Origin of the sequence: Corallococcus aberystwythensis (genome assembly GCF_003612165.1) — a bacterium.
GTDB lineage: Bacteria > Myxococcota > Myxococcia > Myxococcales > Myxococcaceae > Corallococcus > Corallococcus aberystwythensis.
In genome coordinates this window covers 1-19,552 of record NZ_RAWK01000200.1, presented here as the reverse complement: position 1 = coordinate 19,552, position 19,552 = coordinate 1, and the positions used below count along the sequence as shown (strand labels likewise).

Here is a 19,552-nt window from a genome sequence, read left to right as displayed (position 1 = left end):
CACGCGGCGGCCCCCTTCCCCCTCTTCCCGCCACCCTTCCGTGACGCCGCGTGAGCTCTTCCGCGGTGCGTCCAGGCGTGGCCCGGGTGCGTCATTCTTGGCGGTGAAACCTGTCTCATCCTGTTTCACGGTGATGTCCGCCTTGACTGCATCATCTTGAATTCCCCAGGATGCGCGCCCACCCACGAGGTCTGGCCAACCGGCCGGGACCGGACGTGGGACGTCCCCGCCGTGCCTTCCGTCAGTGCGCCCCTCGGCCTGGAATCGGAGCGGAACATGCGTTTGAAGAGATTGGCCCCCGTTGTGATGTCGCTGTGCTGCGCCACCGCTTCCGCCGAACAGCCGCGTGACAAGGAGGTCTTCATCACCATCGGTTCGGAGGCCGTGACGGCGGTGCGCGCGTCGTTCCGCACGCCGGGCAGCGCGCCCACGCTGGTGCGCGAGGCGAACGGGGTGAGCGTGCTGAAGCTCACCGAGTCGCAGCTGGGCGACGTGTCCGCCATCATGCACGACCAGTATCACCGCTGCGCGGGCTTCATGGCGCACGACACGCAGGAGGCGGCGCTCGCGGCGCTCCTGCCCGCGCAGCCCACGCAGTCGCTGGTGAGCTACACGCTGGACAACGCGGCGGTGGTCAACGCGCTGTTCTCCGGCCTTCAGGAGGCCAGCCTGCGCAGCACCATCACCCAGCTGTCCAGCTACACCAACCGCTACTACAACAACTCCTCGGGCGGCACGCAGGCGGCCAGTTGGCTCAAGAGCGCCTGGGAATCCTACGCCAACGGGCGCTCCGACGTGACCGTGCAGCTGTACACGCACTCGAGTTGGACGCAGCCGTCCGTCATCGCGACCGTCACCGGCACCGTCTACCCGGACGAGGTGGTGGTGATTGGCGGCCACCTGGACTCCATCAACGTCAACGTGAGCTCCTCCAGCCGCCCCACCGCGACGGCGCCGGGCGCGGATGACGACGCCTCCGGTGTCGCCACGCTGTCGGAGGTGTTCCGCGTGGCCATGGCGAAGGGCTACAAGCCGGCGCGCACGGTGAAGTTCATGGCGTACGCGGCGGAGGAGGTGGGCCTCTATGGCTCGCAGGCCATCGCGCAGGCGCACAAGTCCGCGGGCACCAACGTGGTGGGCGTGCTCCAGCTGGACATGACCAACTACCGCGGCTCCTCGTGGGACGTGACGCTGGTCACGGACAACACCAACGCGGCGCAGAACACGTTCCTGGGCAACCTCATCGACACGTACACGGGCTACTCGCGCACGAACATCACCTGCGGCTACGGGTGTTCCGACCACGCGTCGTGGACCTCGCAGGGCTACCCGGCGTCCCTGCCGTTCGAAGCGCAGATGAACAACGACAACCCCTACATCCACACGGCCAACGACACGCTGGCCAACAGCACGAACGGCGACGCCAGCAACGCGCTGAAGTTCGCGCGCATTGGCGCCGCGTACCTGGCGGAGCTGGGCAAGGGCACCCTCCCCGGCCAGCCCACGGACACCACGCCCCCCACCGTGGCGCTCACCGCGCCGGCGAGCGGCGCGACGGTGAACGGCACCACCAACATCACCGCGACGGCCAGCGACAACGTGGGCGTCAGCAAGGTGGAGTTCCTGGTGGACGGCGCGGTGAAGGGCACGTCCTTCTCCTCGCCGTACAGCTTCGCGTGGGACAGCCGCACGGTGGCCAACGGCAGCCACACGGTGGCGGCGAAGGCGCACGACAGCGCGGGCAACAACACCTCCACGACGGCGCGGACGGTGACGGTGGCCAACGTGTCCACGTCCGGCACCTACGACACCACGCTCAGGACGGTGCGTTGCAGCGCGGCGGCCGCCACCTGTGACAGCGGCACGCTCTTCAACGGCCGCGGCTCCATGGGCCCGGAGAAGAACACCCCCAACACGCTGCGCGGTACGTGCGGCGACGGCAGCGAGGGCACCTACAGGAGCGACGAGTCCGTGGAGGCCGTGAAGGTGTCCACCGTGGACGGCTCCAACTTCGCCGCGGGCAAGCAGGTGAAGGTGGAGGCCACCGTCTGGGCCTACGCCAGCCCGTCGTCGGACCGGCTGGACCTGTACTACACGGCCAATGCCACCGCGACGACGCCCGTCTGGACGCTGCTCACCACCTTCACCCCGGCGGCCGCGGGCTCCCAGACGCTGTCCACCACGTACACGCTGCCCTCCGGCGCCAACCAGGCCGTGCGCGCGCAGTTCCGCTACGGCACCGGCAGCCCGTCCAGCGCGTGCGTGTCCAACAGCTACAACGACCGCGACGACCTGGTGTTCACCGTCCAGTGAGCGTCACGGCGGTGACGTGAGCTGACAGCGCGGGGGATCCGGGGCAGTCACCCGGGTCCCCTTCGTGTTTCAGGCCGCCTGGAGCCCTTCGATGGGCAGCTCCACCACGAAGGTGGAGCCCAGCCCCGGCTTGCTGTCCACGGTGATGCGACCGCCGTGCGCCTCCACCACCTGCCGGGCAATCCACAGCCCCAGGCCCAGGCCGCCGTAGTTGCGGCCAGGCACCGCGCGCTCGAAGCGCTCGAAGATGCGCGCACGGTCCTCCTCGCTGATGCCGATGCCCTGGTCGCGCACGGTGAGGCGCGCGGTGCCGTCCTCGGCCGCCACGCGCACGGAGATGGGACGGCCCTCGCCGTACTTCGCCGCGTTCGACAGCAGGTGCGTCACCACCTGGTCGATTCTCAGCTTGTCGTAGCGGCCCACCAGCGGCGTGCCCGCGTCCAGCGTCACCGTCACGCCCATCCGCTCCACCTCGTCGCGAAGCCGGGCCACGGCCTTGCCCACCACCGCGGTGAGGTCCACGTCGTTCAGCTCCAACGCCAGCCGGCCCGTGGTGAGCTGCGACACGTCCAGCAGCGTCTCCATCAGCGCGTGCAGCCGCTGCACCTGCCGGCCGGCGGACTCCAGCGGGCTCTTCGCGCGGCCCAGCGCGTCGTCCCCCAGGCTGCGCTCCAGCCGCTCCAGGTGCAGGCGGAAGGCGGCCAGCGGCGTCTTGAGCTCGTGGCTCGCCACCGCGAGGAAGTCGTCCCGGGCCTGGAGGCTCTCGCGCAGCGACTGGGCGAGCAGCTCCTGGCGCAGGGTCTCACGGCGCATGCGCGACAGCTCCAGCATGGAGCGCACGCGCGCCACCAGCTCCCGCGCGCTGAAGGGCTTCACCAGGTAGTCGTCCGCGCCCGCCTCCAGCCCCTCCACCGCGGCCTCCTCTCCGGCGCGGGCGGAGAGCATCACCACGGGGACGGTGCGCGTGGATGGCAGCTCGCGCAGGGCGCGCAGGAGGCCGAAGCCCCCAAGCCGGGGCATCATCACGTCCGTCAGCACCAGGTCCGGTGGCTGCGCGCGCGCGGCCACCAGCGCGGCCTGCCCGTCCGTGGCCAGCGTCACGTCGAACGACGGGGACAGCACGCGCTCCACGTACTCGCGCATGTCCGCGTTGTCGTCCGCCACCAGCACGCGCGCCCGGGGCTCGTTCCGGCCCTCCCCTTCCGCTGGCGGTGACGCGGCCTCCGGCGTGAGGGGCGCGGGCGGTGCGTCCGACCAGCGCTCGGCCTCCTGGAGGAAGGGGCGCACGCCTGACGCGGTGGACGGCTGCTGGCGCGAGGCCTGGAGGCTGTCCGCGGGCAGGTGCGCATGGCCCCGGGGGACGCGGACGGTGAAGGTGGTGCCCCGGCCCTCCTCGCTCTCCACGGACACGTCACCGCCGTGCAGCGCCACCAGCTCGCGCACCAGCGCCAGCCCGATGCCGGTGCCTTCGTGGGTGCGGCTGCGCGCGTTGCGCACGCGGTGGAAGCGCTCGAAGAGGTGGGGCAGCTCCGCCGCGGGGATGCCCGTGCCCGTGTCCGTGACGCGCAGGAGGACGTCGTGGCCCCGGACTTCCTGCCGCACGGTGATGCCACCCTCGAAGGTGAACTTGAGGGCGTTGGAGAGCAGGTTGAAGACAACCTTCTCCCACATCTGCCGGTCCACGTGGACGGGCTCCGGCAGCGCCTCGCACTCCACGCGGAAGCGCAGGCCGGTGCGCTCGATGGCGGAGCGGAAGTGGCCGGTGAGCTCTCTCGTGAAGGTGGCCAGGTCGGTGGGCTCGAAGCTGGAGTCGATGCGGCCGGCCTCCAGCCGGCTGAAGTCCAGGAGCGCGTTCACCAGCCGCAGCAGGCGGCCCGCGTTGCGGTGGACGAGCTCCAGGTCCTTGCGCGCGGCCTCCGACACCGGCACCTGCGCGAGCACGTCCTCCAGCGGCCCCAGCATCAGCGTGAGCGGCGTGCGGAACTCGTGCGAGATGTTGTGGAAGAAGGCCGTCTTCGCCCGGTCCAGCTCCGCCAGCGCCTCCGCCCGCTGGCGCTCCTCCTCGTAGGCCCGCGCGTTGCGCAGCGACACCGCCACCTGCGCGCTCAACAGCTCGCAGAAGGAGGCATAGCCCTCGTCGAAGGCGCGGTTGGGGGACAGCGCGGTGACCAGCACCCCCAGCGGCGCGGCCGTGCCCGCCCCGGCGAGCGGCTGGAAGAGGAGCGTCCCCACGGAGTCCCCGTAGGGGCCGCCCTGGAGGGCCAGGAGCGCCTCCAGGCCGTCGCGCCGCACCCGTTCGCCCTCGAGCGCGCGCAGGTAGGGGGCCGCCTCCCGGGAGTCCGCGTCCAGCAGCACCGTCCTGGGACTGAGCGGCCCGCCACGCTCGATGCCCACGGCCCCGCACAGCGACAGCGACCGGCCGTCCTCCGCGCGCAGGTAGATGAGCGCGCACGGCACATCCAGCGGGTGGTCCGCCAACGCGGCCACCAGGTCGCCGCACGTCTTCGCCACGCTGCGCATGTCCGACGCCTGGGCGGACAGGTCGCGCAACAGCCGCATGCGCCGCTCGCTCAGGACCCGCGGCGTCACCTCCGCGCACACCGCGAGCATGCCGCCGATGGCGCCCGTGTCGTCGTAGGCGGGCGCGTGGCTCACGTCGAAGTAGGACTCCTCGCGGTAGCCGCTGCGGTTGAGGAGCAGCTGGAGCGCGGGCACCCAGCTGGCGACGCCCGTCGTCATCGCCTCCCGCACCAGCGGCTCCAGCGAGTCCCACGCCTCCGCCAGCGTGCCCCGGATGTCCGTGCCCAGCGCGGCCGGGTGCTTGTCACCAATCACCAGCGAATAGGCGTCGTTGTAGAACTGCGTGAGCTCCGGACCCCAGGTGAGGATCATGGGGTAGCGCGACCCGAGCATTGTCTTCACGAGCATCTTGAGGCTCGTGGGCCAGGAGGCCACGGGCCCCACCGGCGACGCGGCCCAGTCATGCGCGCGCACCAGGCCGTGCATCTGGCTGCTACCGGTGAAGAGCGTCTCCGGCGTCTGCGTCGGAACATGCTGGCTCATCGCGGGCGCTGCTCCTCACGTCAGCGAGCCATTTCCCTATGCCGACTCCGGATGGCTTCCCACTGGAAAAATGCCCATTCGTCTGGAGTGGAGCACCCTCCGGGGGCCCGGCTGGCCGCCTGCTTCATCAGGGCGGGCGGGCTGTCCTCCGCCGGGTTCACGACCCACCTTGGAGGGGATGATGCCATCCCCCCAGGCCGAATCCCGGGTGCTGCGCGAGAAACATCCCACCGAGGGCGCCGAGCGCGGCCGGCTGTCGCCCAAGCGCGAGGCGCTGCTCCAGGCGCGCATCAAGGACCTGTCCCTGCGGCTGGGGGGCACGCCGCTGGAGCGCTACATCGCGCAGCTGCACTCGGAGCTGGAGGCGAAGGGGCTGTCCTTCAAGCCCCAGTGCTACCTGTCCGACGAATGGGGCTGTCCGTCCGGGGTGCCCGTCATCGGCCTGCCCTTCTACCTGGCGGATCCAGACCTCTTGTCCATCGAGGCGGAGCTGGGGGGCAGCGCGGAGACAGAGGCCGAGATCCTCATGTACCTGCGCCACGAGGCGGGTCACGCGTTCAACTACGCCTACCGCCTCTACGACACGGACGAGTGGCTCCGCGTCTTCGGTGACTACGGCCGGCCGTACCAGGACGACTACAAGCCGCGGCCCTTCTCACGCCGGTACGTGTTCCACATCTCCGGCTGGTACGCGCAGAAGCATCCGGACGAGGACTTCGCGGAGACCTTCGCCGTGTGGCTCACGCCGGGCAGCGACTGGGCCAAGCGCTACCAGGGCTGGGGCGCGCTCAAGAAGCTCCAGTACGTGGAGGACATCGCGAAGCGCCTGGGCCGCACGACGCCGCCCGTGCAGCTGGCCCAGCCGGACTTCACCACCGAGGAGATGGAGGGCACCGTCCAGGACCACTACCGCCAGCGCGAGCTGGACGAGAAGGTGGACGTGGAGCTGCGCAACGCCTTCGACCACGCGCTGGAGGACATCTTCTGGGGCCCGGGCGAGGCGCCCGTGAGCGCCGCCACGCTGGTGCAGGCGGAGCGTCAGCGCCTGCTGTCCACCGTGGGGCACTACGCGGGCGTGAGCCGGGGCGTGGTGCGCGCGCTCGTGGACCACCTGGCGGAGCGCACCGCCGCGCTGAACCTCACGCTGCATCCGGACGACAGCCGCGAGGCGGCGATGCAGCTCGCGTCGCTCGTCACCGTCCTGGCGATGAACTACCTGCACACCGACCGCTTCTTCGAGGACTGACCATGCCCGTGAAGTCCCTTCGCATCGCCGTCCTCCACTACCAGGCCAAGGACGACGCGCCGGACCCCGTCGTGCAGCAGGTGAGCGAGGCCCTGCGCGCGGCCGGCCACGAGCCCCTGGACGTGCGCGTGGACGAGAGCGTCTCCGACCTGGTGCGCAACATCACCCGCTCCCGCGCGGACCTGGTGTTCAACCTCTGCGAGACGTTCGCGGAGGACTACCGGCTGGAGGTCAACGTCGCGGCGGTGCTGGAGCTGGCGCGCGTGCCCTTCACCGGCTCTGGCACCGCGGGCCTGCTGCTCGCGCAGGACAAGGTGCTCACCAAGCAGCTGCTCCAGTTCCACGGCGTGCTCACGCCCCGCTTCGCCACCTTCGACGGCATCTCCTTCCAGACGAGCGGCGACCTGTCCTTCCCGCTGGTGGTGAAGCCCGCGCGCTCGGACGCGTCCCTGGGGCTGGGCGTGGAGAAGGACATGGAGGGGCTGGCGCGGCGGGTGAAGAAGATCCGCGAGGAGTACGACGACGAGGCGCTGGCGGAGGAGTTCATCGAGGGGCGCGAGCTGTACGTCGGCGTGGTGGGGGACGCGGCGAAGCCGGAGGTGCTGCCGGTGGTGGAGCTGGACTTCGGCTCGCGGTGGAACCGCAAGCGGATGAAGATCGCCAACCGCGAGGTGAAGTTCGGCCCGGAGACGCCGGGCAGTCCGCACCTGGTGCTGCCCACGGACCTGTCGGACGAATTGCAGGGCCGCATCGGCCGCGCGGCCCTCACTGCGTTCCGCGCGCTCAAGCTGCGCGACTACGCGCGCATCGACTTCCGCGTGTCCAGCCGCACCAACGAGCCCTACCTCCTGGAGGTGAACCCCAACCCCTACCTGGAGACGCAGTGCGAGGTGGCCATGGGGGCAAGGGACCGCGGCATGAGCTACGAGGCGCTCGTGCAGCGCATCGTGGACACCGCGGCCCGGCGCCAAGGCCTGGGAGTAGCCACCCGGGCAACGGCCGGTGCGACCGCCCGGGACGCGGCTCCCGCCCCGCACTGACACAGCAGGCCGGCCGTCCTGTCGCTCCAGTGACGCCCTCTGGCGGCGGGCCCGGATTCCGGTGGCCCGGCCAGGGGCGTTGCTCTATGGGGGATGGGTGATTCGCCGCCAGTTCCTGGAGCATGCCAAGGCCGTGGCCCGCTTCGCGCCCGTGCGGCCCGCGGTGAAGGCGGGCCTCCGGGCCGCGCTCGCGTTCTTCGTGCCCACCGTGGTGGGCACCGCGCTGCACCTGCCCGGCGCGCTGTGGCTCGCGGTGGGCGGCTTCAACACGTCCTTCGTGGACAAGGGTGGCTCCTACCACGCGCGCTTCCGCGCCATGGGCGGCACGGCGCTGGCGGCGGCGGTGTCCGCGGTGCTGGGCGGCCTGGCGGGAATGCACCCAGCCCTGGCCATTCCCGCCACGCTCTTGTGGGTGACGGCGTGGAGCTTCGCGGGCATCCACGGCGCGGCGGCGAACCTCACCGGCAACATCGCCGCCACCACCTTTGTCATCGCGCTGGGGCTGCCCGCGTCCACCGCCCTGGGCGCGCTGGAGTCCGGCCTGGCGGTGCTGGGCGGCTCCGCGTGGGCCATGGTGCTGTCGCTGGTGCTCTGGCCCATCCGCCCCTACCGGCCCGCGCGCAAGGCGGTGGCGGCGTGCTTCGACGTGGTGGCGGGCTACGCGGAGGGGCTGTCGCGCACCGTCCAGGGCGCGCGCGAGGACGCGTGGCAGGCGCTCATCCAGGAGCAGCACGGGCGCATCCGGGAGACGCTGGAACTGGCGCGCACCACGCTCGCGGCCACCCGGCAGGGCCGGGGCGAGCGCGGCCGGGGCGAGCGGCTGCTGGTGCTGCTGGAGTGCGCGGACGCGATGTTCATGGGGCTCATCGCCCTGGGCGAACAGCTGGAGAGCCTGGGCCCGCCGGTGAGCGGCCCCGTGGGCGACCCGCGCGCGGCGGTGGCCGTGGCGCTGCTGGACTGCGCGAACACCGCCAGGGACCTGGTGCGGCTGGTGGAGCAGGAGGGCCGCAGCCGCAGGCCCCAGCCGGAGTGGGACGGACGCGCGCTGCGCGACTCGCTCGCGGACCTGGACGCGCGGGGCCTGCTGACCCGCCTGGAGCGGGCGCGGCTGTCGGACATCGCGCGGCTGCTCACGGAGATGCGCGAGCGCGCGGACGTGGCGCTGGACACCGCGTGCCGGCTGGCCGGTCCGTTCACCCAGGCGCCGCCCCCCGCGCGGGAGCTGGCCGAGGAGTCCCCCCCGTCCCTGATGGACCCCGTGCGCGCGCACCTCACGCTGGACTCGGAGGTGCTGCGGCACGCGCTGCGCGTGGGCGTCACCACCACGGCGGCGGTGTACATCGCCAGCGTGTTCCGGCCGAACCACGGCTACTGGGTGACCATCACCGTCCTCACCATCATGCAGCCGTACACCGGGCCCACCTTCCTCAAGGCGCTCCAGCGCGTGCTCGGGACGGTGGTGGGCGGGCTGCTGGCCATCGCCGTCGCGTCCTGGCTCCAGGACCCGTACGCGATGATGGGGCTGCTCTTCTGCACCGCGGCCCTGTGCGTGAGCCTCATCCCGCTCAACTACGGGCTGTTCACCGTCTTCGCCACGCTCACCTTCGTGCTGCTGGCGGAGATGGGCAGCGGGGACTGGACGCTGGCCCCGGTGCGCATCGTCAACACGCTCATCGGCGGCGCGCTGGCGCTCGCGGGCACCTTCTTCCTGTGGCAGCGCTCGGAGGAGGAGCGCTTCCCGGCACAGCTGGCGGATGCGCTGCGCGCGGACCGCGAGTTCTTCGACGTGCTGGCCCGGGCGTGGCAGCGCGGCGGGCCACCGGACACCGCGGCGCTCAACGAGGCGCGCCGCAAGCTGGGGCTCGCCACCATCAACGCGGAGACGTCCTTCCAGCGCCTGCTCAACGAGCCGCGCTGGCGCACGGAGGCGGTGGAGCCGTTGATGACGCTGCTCGCCTTCACCCGGCGGTTCGCCGCCGTCTGCACCCTCCTCGCGTCACGGCACTCCGTGCCCTCCACCCCCGCGGTGCTGGAGGCCCTGTCCCGCTACGCGCGGGCCATGGACGGCAGCATGGAGGACCTGGCGGACGCGGTGCTCCATCACCGCCGCCCGAAGCCCCTGCCCGCCTTCGACGCGCTCATCGGCTGGAACGTCCCCACGCCGGATGAAGCCGGGGCCGCGCTGGGCTCCGAAGCCCCCCTGCTCCAATCCCAGCTGGAACGGCTCGCGCGCCAGCTCTCCGTGCTCCACACCGCCGCCACCCGCCGGATGGAGGCCCTGCCCGTCACCCCATCCCAGACACAGCCTTCCACGATTAACGGGCCTTAGCCGTACAACTTGAATAGACTGCCGCGCTCCCCCTTTGCTGTCTGGAGCCCGCATGTCCCCGTGGTTGTCCCGTGTCCCCCTGCATGGCCTGCTGCTGGCCGCCTCCGCCCTCCTTCCGTCCGCCGCGAGCGCGGCGAATGAAACCGTGCGGGTGTGGCTGACGACGACGTCGGGGAGCACGCTGTCGAAGAAGCTCAACGCCGAAGCGAACAAGACGTTCGGCGCGGAGACGGGCAGCGCGACGGCCATCGACGTGAACGATGGCGTGACGTACCAGACCATTGACGGGTTCGGCGGGGCGCTCACGGACTCGTCCGCGTGGCTCATCTTCAACTCGCCGCAGCGCACGGCCATCATGAACGACCTGTTCAGCGTGAGCGCGGGCTCGGGCCAGAGCGCCATCCGCCTGCCCATGGGCGCGTCGGACTTCTCCCGCAACAACTACACCTACGACGACACCTGCTGCGACCTGAACGACTTCTCCGTGGGCCATGACACGGCGTACATCCTGCCGCTGCTCCAGCAGGCGCGCGCCATCAACCCGGAGGTGAAGATTTTCGCGCTGCCGTGGAGCGCGCCCGCGTGGATGAAGTTCAACAACTCGCTCACCGGCGGCGGCTACCTGCGCAACGACCTGTACGGCACGTACGCGAACTACTTCGTGCGCTTCGTGCAGGCGTACCAGGCGAACGGCGTGCCCATCCACGCGCTGAGCCCGCAGAACGAGCCGCACAACGCCAACGGCAGCTACCCGACGATGCAGATGGAGTCCAACGACCAGTCCATCTTCACGGCCCAGCACCTGCGCCCGGCGCTCAACGCCGCGGGCTTCAACGGCGTGAAGCTGCTGGCGTGGGACCACAACTGGTACGACGGCACGGGCCCCGCGGGCTACCCGCATGAGGTGATGGCGTACAACGGCGGGCAGGCGCAGAGCGCTGTCGCGGGCGTGGCGTACCACTGCTACGAGAGCCCCGAGGGCAGCTACACCGTCCAGTCCGCCTTCCACGACGCCTACCCCACCAAGGAGGTGCACTACACGGAGTGCACCGGCGGCTTCTGGGCCACCAACGCCGCCGCGAACCTGGAGTGGGCGCTGCAGAACAACCTCTTCGGGCCGCTGCGCAACTGGTCGCGCACGTCCTTCTACTGGAACCTCGCGTTGGATCCGAACCACGGGCCGCGCGTGGGCGGCTGCGCGGACTGCCGGGGCATGTTCACGGTGAACAACGCCAACGGCACGTACACGCGCAACGAGGAGTACTACGCGTGGGCGCACCTGGCGAAGGTGGTGCGGCCGGGCGCGGTGCGCGTGGGCGCCACGTCGCTGGGCAACAACAACATCGAGACGCTCGCCTTCCGCAACCCGGACGGCTCGCGCGCGCTCGTCGCGCTGAACTCCAACGACGGCGCTACGCTGTCCTTCAAGGTCCGCTGGGGCGGGCAGGCCTTCGAGTACTCGCTGCCGCCGCGCTCGGTGGCGTCCTTCCAGTGGGGCGGCGCGGCCGGCCCGCAGGGCCCGTGGTACCGGCTGGTCAACAAGGCCACCGGCAAGTGCGTGGACCTGGTGGGCCCGTCCGCGGCGGACGGCACCGGGCTGCACCAGTGGACGTGCCACACGGGCTCGAGCCAGCAGTGGGCGCTGACGGCCACCGACAGCGGCTACTCGCGGCTGGTGTCCCGCTACAGCGGCAAGGTGATGGATGTCGCGGACGTGAGCCAGGCGGACGGCGCGCGCGTGCAGGAGTGGTCCTGGGCGGGCGGCGCGAACCAGCAGTTCAAGCCGGTGGCCACCACGGGCGGCTACACGCGCTTCGAGGCCCGCCACAGCGGCAAGGTGCTGGACGTGAGCAACTGCTGGACCAGCGGCGATGGCGCCACCGTCCAGCAGTGGGTCTGGGCCAACAACGACTGCCAGCAGTTCCGCCTGGAAGCCATGCCCTGATCAGGGCACCGTCGCCAGGAAGCCATCGAGCAGGGCGTTCACCTGCTCGGGGGCATCCAGCTGCACCCAGTGCCCCGTGCCCGTCACCTGCTTGAACGGCAGGCCGGGCACGAGCACGTGGTACGCGCCGGGCGTCTCGTTGAGCGGCGTGATGACGGACAGGGCCGGCCCCGGGTAGCGCTTCAGCGCGCTGACGGGGTCGAACCTGAGCAGCGAACCCATGACGGCCTTCACCGCCGCGCGCGGCGTGCGCCGCAGCTGCCCCAGCACCTGCTCGCGGACCTCCGGGGTGGACGGCTCCAGCAGCGTGCTCCAGTACTGCTCAATCACCCCCACCCATCCCTCGGTGTCGAGCGCGGACATCATCCCCTGCGCCGCCTCCGGGGGCACGGCGCGGCCGTCGGACGCCGGGTCCAACAGGAACAGCCCCGCGACGCGCTCCGGGTGCGCGGCCGCGTACGCCACGCTCACCGCGCCGCCCATGCTGTGCCCCACCAGCACCACGCGCGACAGCCCCAGGCCGTCCACCACCGTGGCCACGTCCTGGGCGAAGTCCTCCACGCTGAAGTCCGCCCCCGAGGTGAGCGTGGACTGCCCGTGCCCCCGCAGGTCCAAGGCGACCGCGCGGCGGTGCGCACGCACGTGCTGGAGCTGCGAGGCCCACTGCCGCGTATCCCCGCAGGCCGAGTGCACGAACACCACCGGCGTCCCCTGCCCTGCCCCGCCGTCGTCCACGAACAGCGCTCCCGCCGTTCCCTGCATGTCGTCCCGCCTTTCGTTCCAGGGCCGGAATTCCGGGCCTGCGCCGCTGTGTCTCATCCTGCGTCCGACGCCCGCCTGGGGGAAGACGGACGTCTCCAGCGTCCGATCCGTCCAGCGGACAACACCCGGCGGGGCGACCGGAACACTCCCGCCAATCTTTCGCGGCGCGAGTGGTTCCATTCGCCGCTCCAGCGCCCACGTTCCCGCTGTACCGCCCGTGAACCCCTCCGACCCCCAGAACGCACCGGCGGCCCGCCCCGTCGTCTCGGTCCTCAACGTCAATGACGACCCGGCGACGCTGTACCTGCTGAGCCTCACGCTGAAGCAGGGCGGCTACCAGGTGCTCGAGGCCACGGGCGGACGCGAGGCGCTGCGGCTGGCGCAGGGGCGGCCCGACCTGGTGCTGCTGGACGTGCACATGCCGGACATCGACGGCTACGAGGTGTGCCGCCGGCTGCGCGCGGACGAGGCCACGCACGACCTGCTCATCGCCCACCTGTCGTCCGTGTCCGTCCAGCGCGAGGACCGCGTGCGGGGGCTCGCCCAGGGCGCGGACGCGTACTGGACGCGCCCGCTGGCGGAGGACGAGCTGCTCGCGAACATCGAGGCGCTCCTGCGCTTGCAGACCCGCGCCCGGGACGCCGTGCGCGCACGCGACAGCTTCCTGCGCATCGCCGCGCATGAATTGAAGACACCGCTCACCGTGCTGCGCCTCAACCTGGAGCGCGCCGTGGAGATGGTGAGCGACGCGGAAGCGGACGGCCCCGTGGAGAAGCGCCTCACCCCGGCGGTGCGCCAGCTCACGCGGCTGCAGAACCTGGTGGACAACCTGCTGGACGTGTCACGCCTGTCCACGCAGGGCGTGGCGCTGCAGGTGGACACGGTGGACTTCTCCCAGGTGGTGCGCGAACAGATGGAGCGCTTCCAGGGCCCCGCCCGCAGCGCGAACGTGGCGCTGACCGCGGAGCTGCCCGACGCGCCCGTCCTCCTCTTCGGCGACCGGCGCCTGCTGGAGCAGGCCGTGGGCCACCTGCTGTCCAACGCCGTCAAGTTCGGCCAGGGCCAGCCCGCGAAGACACGCCTGTCCACGCACGAGGGCCAGGCGGTGCTGACGGTGGACGACGGTGGGGTGGGCATCGCGCCGGCGGACCAGGCGCGCATCTTCCGCCGCTTCGAGCGCGTGCCGTCCGCCGGGCGGTTCGAGGGGCTGGGCCTGGGGCTCTACCTGACCCAGGAGATCGCCGCCGCGCATGACGGCACGCTGACCGTGAAGAGCGCCCTGGGCCAGGGCGCGTGTTTCGAATTGAGACTCCCCCTGCATCGCACCCAGCGGTACTGACGTTTCCAGAGGAGAAGGTTTCGTGCCGAAGAGCGAAGAGACGGACGGGGGCAACCCGTCCGGCGAAGGAAAGAGCCCGGCGAAGCGGCTCATCACCGGCGTGCCCCGGCTGGACTTCATCACCAAGGGCGGCCTCATCCAGGGCTCGTCCTACGCCATCATCGGTCCACCGGGCTCCGGCAAGACGGTGCTGGCCAATCAGATCGCCTTCCAGCACGTGAAGAATGGCGGCAAGGCCCTCTACGTGACGCTGCTGTCGGAGTCGCACGGGCGCATGCTGGAGAACCTGTCGCAGATGACCTTCTTCGACGCCAGCGTCATCCCGGACCGGCTCCAGTACCTGAGCGGCTACCGAGACCTGGAGCGCGACGGGCTCAAGGGCCTGCTGGAGCTGCTGCGCAAGAACGCCCAGACGCACGGGACCACGCTGCTCATCATCGACGGCATGGACGCGGCGAAGGAGTTCGCCCGCTCGGACCTGAGCTTCAAGCGCTTCCTCCAGGACCTGCAGACCTTCTGCAGCATCCTGGGCTGCACCACGCTGCTGCTCGCCCCGCATCACGAGGGGGAGATCCACCCGGAGAACACCGCGGTGGACGGCATCTTCGAACTGTCGCTGTGGCTGCACGGGCCCCGCGCGGTGCGCGAGCTCATCGCCATCAAGTTCCGCGGCGGGCCGTCCCTCCTGGGCCGCCACGAGGTGGAGATCTCCGAGCAGGGCATGCTCATCCACCCGCGCACGGAGGTGCAGTTCGCGCACCCCGCCGCGAAGGGGCGCGAGGACCGCGTCCGCATGTCATTTGGCATCCCGCGCCTGGACGAAGCCCTCCGGGGCGGGGTGCTGTCCGGCTCCACCACGCTGCTCTTGGGCGCGCCCGGGACGGGCAAGACGCTGCTGGGGCTGAACTTCCTCCTCCAGGGCGCGCGCGAGGGCCAGCCGGGCGTCTACTTCGGCTTCTACGAGACGCCTCCCCGCCTCATCGAGAAGGCGGAGGGCACGGGCATGGGGGACCTCAAGAAGTACGTGGACGAGGGCCTCATTGAAATCCAGTGGCAGCCGCCGCTGGAGCACAACATGGACGCGCTGGCGGAGCGGCTCCTGGAGCGCATCGCGGAGCGCAAGGTGGACCGGCTGCGCCTGTTCATCGACGGCGTGTCCGGCTTCCGCTCCGCCGCCGTGTACCCGGACCGCCTGAGCCGCTTCTTCTCCGCGCTCACCCACCAACTGCGGATGATGGACGTCACCACGCTGTACTCGGATGAGACGCCCCTGTTCAGCCCCGGCGTGGACATGCCCCAGCCGGAGGCCGCGTCCACCGTGGAGAACGTCATCCTGGTGCGCTACGTGGAGCTGCGCTCGCAGCTCTACCGCCTGCTCTCCATCATGAAGATGCGCGAGAGCGCCTACGACAGCGCCATCCGCGAGTTCTCCATCAGCGAGAAGGGCATCCGGGTCGCGGACACCTTCGAGAGCGCGGAGAGCATCCTCACCGGACATGCGCGGATGGCCGGCGGTGGGGCCTCCCGGTCCGACAGCGTGAAGGCACCCCTGGGCGCTCGCAAGAAGCAGGGCCGCAAGGCGCCCGCGAAGAAGAAGCCAGCCGCGAAGAAGGCCCCGGCGGGCACGTCCCGGCGGAGGCGTTCATGAAGACGGTGCTCGTCGTGGACGATGAGCAGGACATCGCGGAGGCCATCCAGGCCATCCTGGAGGAGGAGCAGCTTCGCGTCGTCATCTGCGGCAACGGCCGCGAGGCGCTGGCCAGGCTCAAGGAGGAGAAGCCCGACCTGGCCATCATCGACGTGATGATGCCGGTGATGAACGGCTACGAGACCATCGATGCCATCCGCAAGGACGGCACCCACCAGTTCCCCATCCTCGTCATGAGCGCCATCCAGCCGCCCAAGGCGAAGGCCGAGGAACAGCGCTGGGCCGGCTTCCTCAAGAAGCCCTTCTCCCTGCGCGACCTGGTGGACACCGTGAGCCGCCTGACGGCGTCGTAGGTCCGGCTCTCACTTTTTCAACGCAAAGCACCCGCGCCAGGCAGGCAGCCGGCGCGGGTGCTTCCGGTTGAAATCGAAATATCGCGCGCGCACAGTGGGCCCACATGACGCGGCGCATTCATGCCCACTGAAGTCGAGACGACTCCCGCTCGTGAGCCCGGCCTGTTCCGGCTCACCTGGCCCATCTTCTTCGAAATCTTCCTCTTCATGCTGATGGGCACGGCGGACACGCTGATGCTCAGCGGCGTGTCGGACGCCGCCGTGTCCGCGGTGGGCGTCGTCAACCAGTACGTCTTCATCTGCATCCTGGTGATGGAGGTGGTGAGCCACGGCGCGTCCATCGTCGTGTCGCAATACCTCGGCGCGAAGCGCAGCGCAGAGGCGGCGCGCATCGCGGCGCAGGCCATCACCCTGAACTTCCTGCTGGGGCTCGCGGTGAGCGGCGGGCTGCTGCTGTCCGCGGACACCATCCTGGGGCGGATGAACCTGGAGCCCGGGACACGGGCGTACGCGAGCACCTACTGGCACATCGCGGGCGGCTTCCTCTTCCTCCAGGCGCTCATCAACGTCTTCTCCAGCCTCATCCGCACGTACGGCTTCACGCGGCAGTCCATGTACGTGGCCCTGGGCATGAACGTGGTGCACGTGGCGGGCAACTGGGTGCTCATCTTCGGGCACTTCGGCATGCCGGCGCACGGCGTGGCGGGCGCGGCCATGTCCACCGTCTTCAGCCGCGCGATGGCGGTGGGCGTCTTCGCGTGGATGCTCTGGCGGGTGATGGACGTGCGCATGCGGCCCGCGAACTTCGTGGCGCTGACGCGCGAGTACGTCCGCAAGATATTGCGCGTGGGCGTGCCCTCCGCGGTGGAGCAGATGACGTACCACGCGTGCCAGACGGTGTTCCTGTACTACGTGACGTACCTGGGGCCGGTGGCGCTCGCGTCGCGGCAGTACGCCAACGCGATGTCCCAGTACGTGTTCCTGTGCAGCCTGGCCATCGGCATGGGCACGTCCATCATCGTGGGCCGGCTGGTGGGCGCGAAGCGTTCGCAGGACGCGTACGCGCGCGTGCTCAAGAGCCTCAAGTGGAGCATCGGCATCACGGTGGCGGTGGACGTGGCGGCCATCCTCTTCCGCGAGCCGCTCATCCGCCTCTTCACGCACGACGGCGACATCCTGCGGCTGACGTCGCAGGTGCTGGTGCTGAGCCTGCTGTTGGAGACGGGCCGCTCCTTCAACCTGGTGCTGGTGAACGCGCTGCGCGCCGCGGGTGACGCCACCTTCCCGGTGATGATGGCGATGCTGTCCATGGTCTGCATGAGCCTGCCCCTGGGCTACTACCTCGTGTTCCATCTTCAGCTGGGCCTGGCCGGCGTGTGGCTGGCGGTGGCCGCGGATGAGTGGACGCGCGGCCTGGCCATGTGGCTGCGCTGGCGCAGCCGCGCGTGGGAGCGTCAGTCGCTGGTGTCCCCAGCGGAAGCGCCCGCCGTGCTGGCGCACTGAAGCGTCACGGCATTCCCCTGGCGGGCGCGGGGGCTTGAACGCGCGCCCGCCCTGCACGCCTGCACGGGGCGTCCAGGCGTGCATCCCCCGGCAGCCTCTACCCGTGGCCGCGCCGCGTCCCACTTTTGGTGGGCCGCGTGACGGCTCAATCCGGGAGAGGCCCATGCTCGCTGTCGTCTACAAGCAGAACAGCCAGGTGCAGGTGGAGGAGGTGGAGGACCCGAAGCTGGAGGCCCCCACGGACGCCGTCATCCGCGTCACCTCCGCCGGCATCTGCGGAAGCGATCTGCACATGTACGAGGGCCGCACCGCGTCCAAGGCCGGGCAGGTGTTCGGCCACGAGAACATGGGCGTCGTGGAGCAGGTGGGCCCCGGCGTGGTGGGCATCAAGAAGGGCGACCGCGTGGTGCTGCCCTTCAACATCGCCTGCGGCACCTGCTTCGACTGCGTGCGTGGCCGCACGGAGGCCTGCCTCGTCGCCAACCCGGAAGCGCCGCATGCGGGCTACGGCTACGCGGGCATGGGCCCGTACCGGGGCGGACAGGCGGAGCTGCTCCGGGTGCCCTGGGCGGACTTCAACTGCCTGAAGCTGCCCGGGCAGCCGGGCGACGACCTGGAGGACGACTTCCTGCTGCTGTCGGACGTGTTCCCGACGGCCTACCACGGCACGGAGCTGGCGAACGTGCGGCCGGGCGCCACGGTCGCCGTGTTCGGCGCGGGTCCGGTGGGCCTGCTCGCCGGCTACTGCGCGCTCCTTCGCGGCGCCTCGGAGGTCTACGTGGTGGACAGCGTCCCGGAGCGCCTGGCCAAGGTGAAGGAGATGGGCGCCATCCCCATCGACTTCACGAAGGGTGACCCGGTGAAGCAGATAGTAGACCTGCGCCGCGGCAACCCGCTCATCCTGGGCGCGCTGCGCCCCGGCGAGGAGAAGGCCCTGGGCGTGATGTGCGGCATCGACGCCGTGGGCTACCAGTCGCGCGACATCCGGGGCGCGGACGCGCACGGCGGCCGGGAGAAGCCCACCCAGGTGCTGGAGCAGCTGGTGGAGCTGGTGAACCCCACGGGCTCCATTGGCGTCGTGGGCGTCTACATGGCCCCGGACCCGGGCGCCGCGGACGAGAACGCGAAGCAGGGCATCTACCCGCTGCCGTGGGCCAAGGTGTTCGACAAGGGCATCACCGTGGGCACCGGCCAGACGCCGGTGAAGCGCTACAACCACTTCCTGCGCGACCTCATCATCGCGGGCCGGGCCCGCCCCAGCATGATTGTCAGCCACCGCCTGCCACTCCAGGACGCACCGGACGCGTACCGGAAGTTCGACGCACGCAGGGACGGCTACACCAAGGTCATCCTCAAGCCCCAGCTGGGCCCCAAGGCGCGCGCCTAGCCAACAGCCGCGGGCCCTGGGGTGTGCATGCCCCGGGGCTTCGGCGGTATAAGGTTCGACGGTGGACGCCCTGGACAATCCCTCGACCGTGCTGGTGGTCGAGTCCTACGACGACCTGCGCGAGGCCCTGACGGCCCTCCTGGTGCTGGAGGGCTACACGGTGCTGTCCGTGGCCTCGGCCAGGCAGGCGCTGGACGTGCTTTCCCGGCTCCCCGACATCCCCTCGCTGGTGCTGCTCAGCCTGATGCTGCGCAACCCGGAGGACCAGCGCTTCCTCACCCGGCTGCGGAACCTGGACCTGACGTCGCGGCTGCCGGTGCTGGCGCTCACGGCGGACCCGGACCTCCAGGCGGCCCCGCCGGGGACGGTGTGCCTGCTGGGCAAGCCGGTGCGCACGGAGGTGCTCCTGGCCGCCGTGGACCGCTACCGGACCCGGCACTGACGGCCCGCCTCCAGGGGCTGATGTAGGCAGCCAAGGGCCGCAACTCCGGGGCCCAAGGGTCGATAATCCATCAACGTCCACCGTCTCGGTGGTTCGAGGGGGAAGACCCATCATGTCCAGAATCGGCGAGTCGATTGGCGGCGCCATCGCGGCGCGTGTGCAGCAGGCCCTGACCCCGGAGG

At 70.7% G+C, this 19,552-nt stretch carries 13 protein-coding genes; 11 read left to right on the top strand and 2 right to left on the bottom strand.

The annotated features are described in order from the left end of the window. Positions 1 to 276: 276 nt before the first annotated feature. Positions 277 to 2,313: a M20/M25/M40 family metallo-hydrolase gene (locus D7W81_RS28385; RefSeq protein ID WP_120558525.1), complete on the top strand. Its 2,037-nt coding sequence runs from the start codon at positions 277 to 279 to the stop codon at positions 2,311 to 2,313. A 69-nt stretch (positions 2,314 to 2,382) separates the two neighbouring features. On the opposite strand, the gene D7W81_RS28380 is transcribed toward D7W81_RS28385, so the two are convergent. Next, entirely contained in the window at positions 2,383 to 5,376 is a 2,994-nt protein-coding gene (locus D7W81_RS28380) for a hybrid sensor histidine kinase/response regulator (protein WP_120558524.1), read from the bottom strand. A 178-nt stretch (positions 5,377 to 5,554) separates the two neighbouring features. On the opposite strand from D7W81_RS28380, the gene D7W81_RS28375 reads away from it, so the two are divergent. The 4 genes from D7W81_RS28375 to D7W81_RS28360 all read left to right on the top strand — a co-directional run bounded on the left by D7W81_RS28375 (position 5,555) and on the right by D7W81_RS28360 (position 11,936). Continuing rightward, complete coding sequence (locus D7W81_RS28375) at positions 5,555 to 6,622, top strand: putative zinc-binding metallopeptidase (protein ID WP_244227484.1); 1,068 nt, start codon at positions 5,555 to 5,557, stop codon at positions 6,620 to 6,622. A 2-nt stretch (positions 6,623 to 6,624) separates the two neighbouring features. After that, on the top strand, positions 6,625 to 7,662 hold the full coding sequence (locus D7W81_RS28370) for a D-alanine--D-alanine ligase family protein (RefSeq protein WP_120558523.1): 1,038 nt from the start codon (positions 6,625 to 6,627) through the stop codon (positions 7,660 to 7,662). A gap of 97 nt (positions 7,663 to 7,759) precedes the next feature. Further along, positions 7,760 to 9,991, top strand: a complete 2,232-nt coding sequence (locus D7W81_RS28365) for an FUSC family protein (protein ID WP_244227483.1) — start codon at positions 7,760 to 7,762, stop codon at positions 9,989 to 9,991. Between the two features lie 52 nt (positions 9,992 to 10,043). Next, positions 10,044 to 11,936 carry an RICIN domain-containing protein gene (locus tag D7W81_RS28360; protein WP_120558522.1) on the top strand — a complete coding sequence of 631 codons (1,893 nt, stop codon included), beginning with the start codon at positions 10,044 to 10,046 and terminating at the stop codon, positions 11,934 to 11,936. On the opposite strand, the gene D7W81_RS28355 is transcribed toward D7W81_RS28360, so the two are convergent. Beyond that, positions 11,937 to 12,698, bottom strand: coding sequence for an alpha/beta fold hydrolase (locus D7W81_RS28355; protein ID WP_120558521.1), 762 nt, complete (start codon positions 12,696 to 12,698; stop codon positions 11,937 to 11,939). Between the two features lie 217 nt (positions 12,699 to 12,915). Between D7W81_RS28355 and D7W81_RS28350 the strand changes: the two genes are divergently transcribed. The 6 genes from D7W81_RS28350 (at position 12,916) to D7W81_RS28325 (ending at position 19,370) form a co-directional block, all read left to right on the top strand. Beyond that, entirely contained in the window at positions 12,916 to 14,037 is a 1,122-nt protein-coding gene (locus D7W81_RS28350) for a hybrid sensor histidine kinase/response regulator (protein WP_244227482.1), read from the top strand. Between the two features lie 22 nt (positions 14,038 to 14,059). After that, positions 14,060 to 15,685: an ATPase domain-containing protein gene (locus D7W81_RS28345; protein WP_120558519.1), complete on the top strand. Its 1,626-nt coding sequence runs from the start codon at positions 14,060 to 14,062 to the stop codon at positions 15,683 to 15,685. After that, a complete protein-coding gene (locus D7W81_RS28340) occupies positions 15,682 to 16,038 on the top strand; it encodes a response regulator transcription factor (RefSeq protein ID WP_120558518.1) in 357 nt (118 codons plus the stop codon). Before D7W81_RS28345 ends, D7W81_RS28340 begins: the two co-directional genes overlap by 4 nt. A 120-nt stretch (positions 16,039 to 16,158) precedes the next feature. Further along, complete coding sequence (locus D7W81_RS28335) at positions 16,159 to 17,541, top strand: MATE family efflux transporter (RefSeq protein ID WP_120558517.1); 1,383 nt, start codon at positions 16,159 to 16,161, stop codon at positions 17,539 to 17,541. A gap of 163 nt (positions 17,542 to 17,704) precedes the next feature. After that, complete coding sequence (locus tag D7W81_RS28330) at positions 17,705 to 18,928, top strand: glutathione-independent formaldehyde dehydrogenase (protein WP_120558516.1); 1,224 nt, start codon at positions 17,705 to 17,707, stop codon at positions 18,926 to 18,928. 61 nt (positions 18,929 to 18,989) lie between these two features. Then, complete coding sequence (locus D7W81_RS28325) at positions 18,990 to 19,370, top strand: response regulator (protein ID WP_120558515.1); 381 nt, start codon at positions 18,990 to 18,992, stop codon at positions 19,368 to 19,370. Positions 19,371 to 19,552: the final 182 nt, after the last annotated feature.

Bases quoted from the DNA above. Each gene is read 5' to 3' on its own strand.
- D7W81_RS28335 (WP_120558517.1), top strand. From the start codon at position 16,159: ATGCCCACTGAAGTCGAGACGACTCCCGCTCGTGAGCCCGGCCTGTTC.
- D7W81_RS28340 (WP_120558518.1), top strand. From the start codon at position 15,682: ATGAAGACGGTGCTCGTCGTGGACGATGAGCAGGACATCGCGGAGGCC.
- D7W81_RS28355 (WP_120558521.1), bottom strand. From the start codon at position 12,698: ATGCAGGGAACGGCGGGAGCGCTGTTCGTGGACGACGGCGGGGCAGGG.
- D7W81_RS28385 (WP_120558525.1), top strand. From the start codon at position 277: ATGCGTTTGAAGAGATTGGCCCCCGTTGTGATGTCGCTGTGCTGCGCC.
- D7W81_RS28375 (WP_244227484.1), top strand. From the start codon at position 5,555: ATGATGCCATCCCCCCAGGCCGAATCCCGGGTGCTGCGCGAGAAACAT.
- D7W81_RS28330 (WP_120558516.1), top strand. From the start codon at position 17,705: ATGCTCGCTGTCGTCTACAAGCAGAACAGCCAGGTGCAGGTGGAGGAG.
- D7W81_RS28380 (WP_120558524.1), bottom strand. From the start codon at position 5,376: ATGAGCCAGCATGTTCCGACGCAGACGCCGGAGACGCTCTTCACCGGT.
- D7W81_RS28370 (WP_120558523.1), top strand. From the start codon at position 6,625: ATGCCCGTGAAGTCCCTTCGCATCGCCGTCCTCCACTACCAGGCCAAG.
- D7W81_RS28360 (WP_120558522.1), top strand. From the start codon at position 10,044: ATGTCCCCGTGGTTGTCCCGTGTCCCCCTGCATGGCCTGCTGCTGGCC.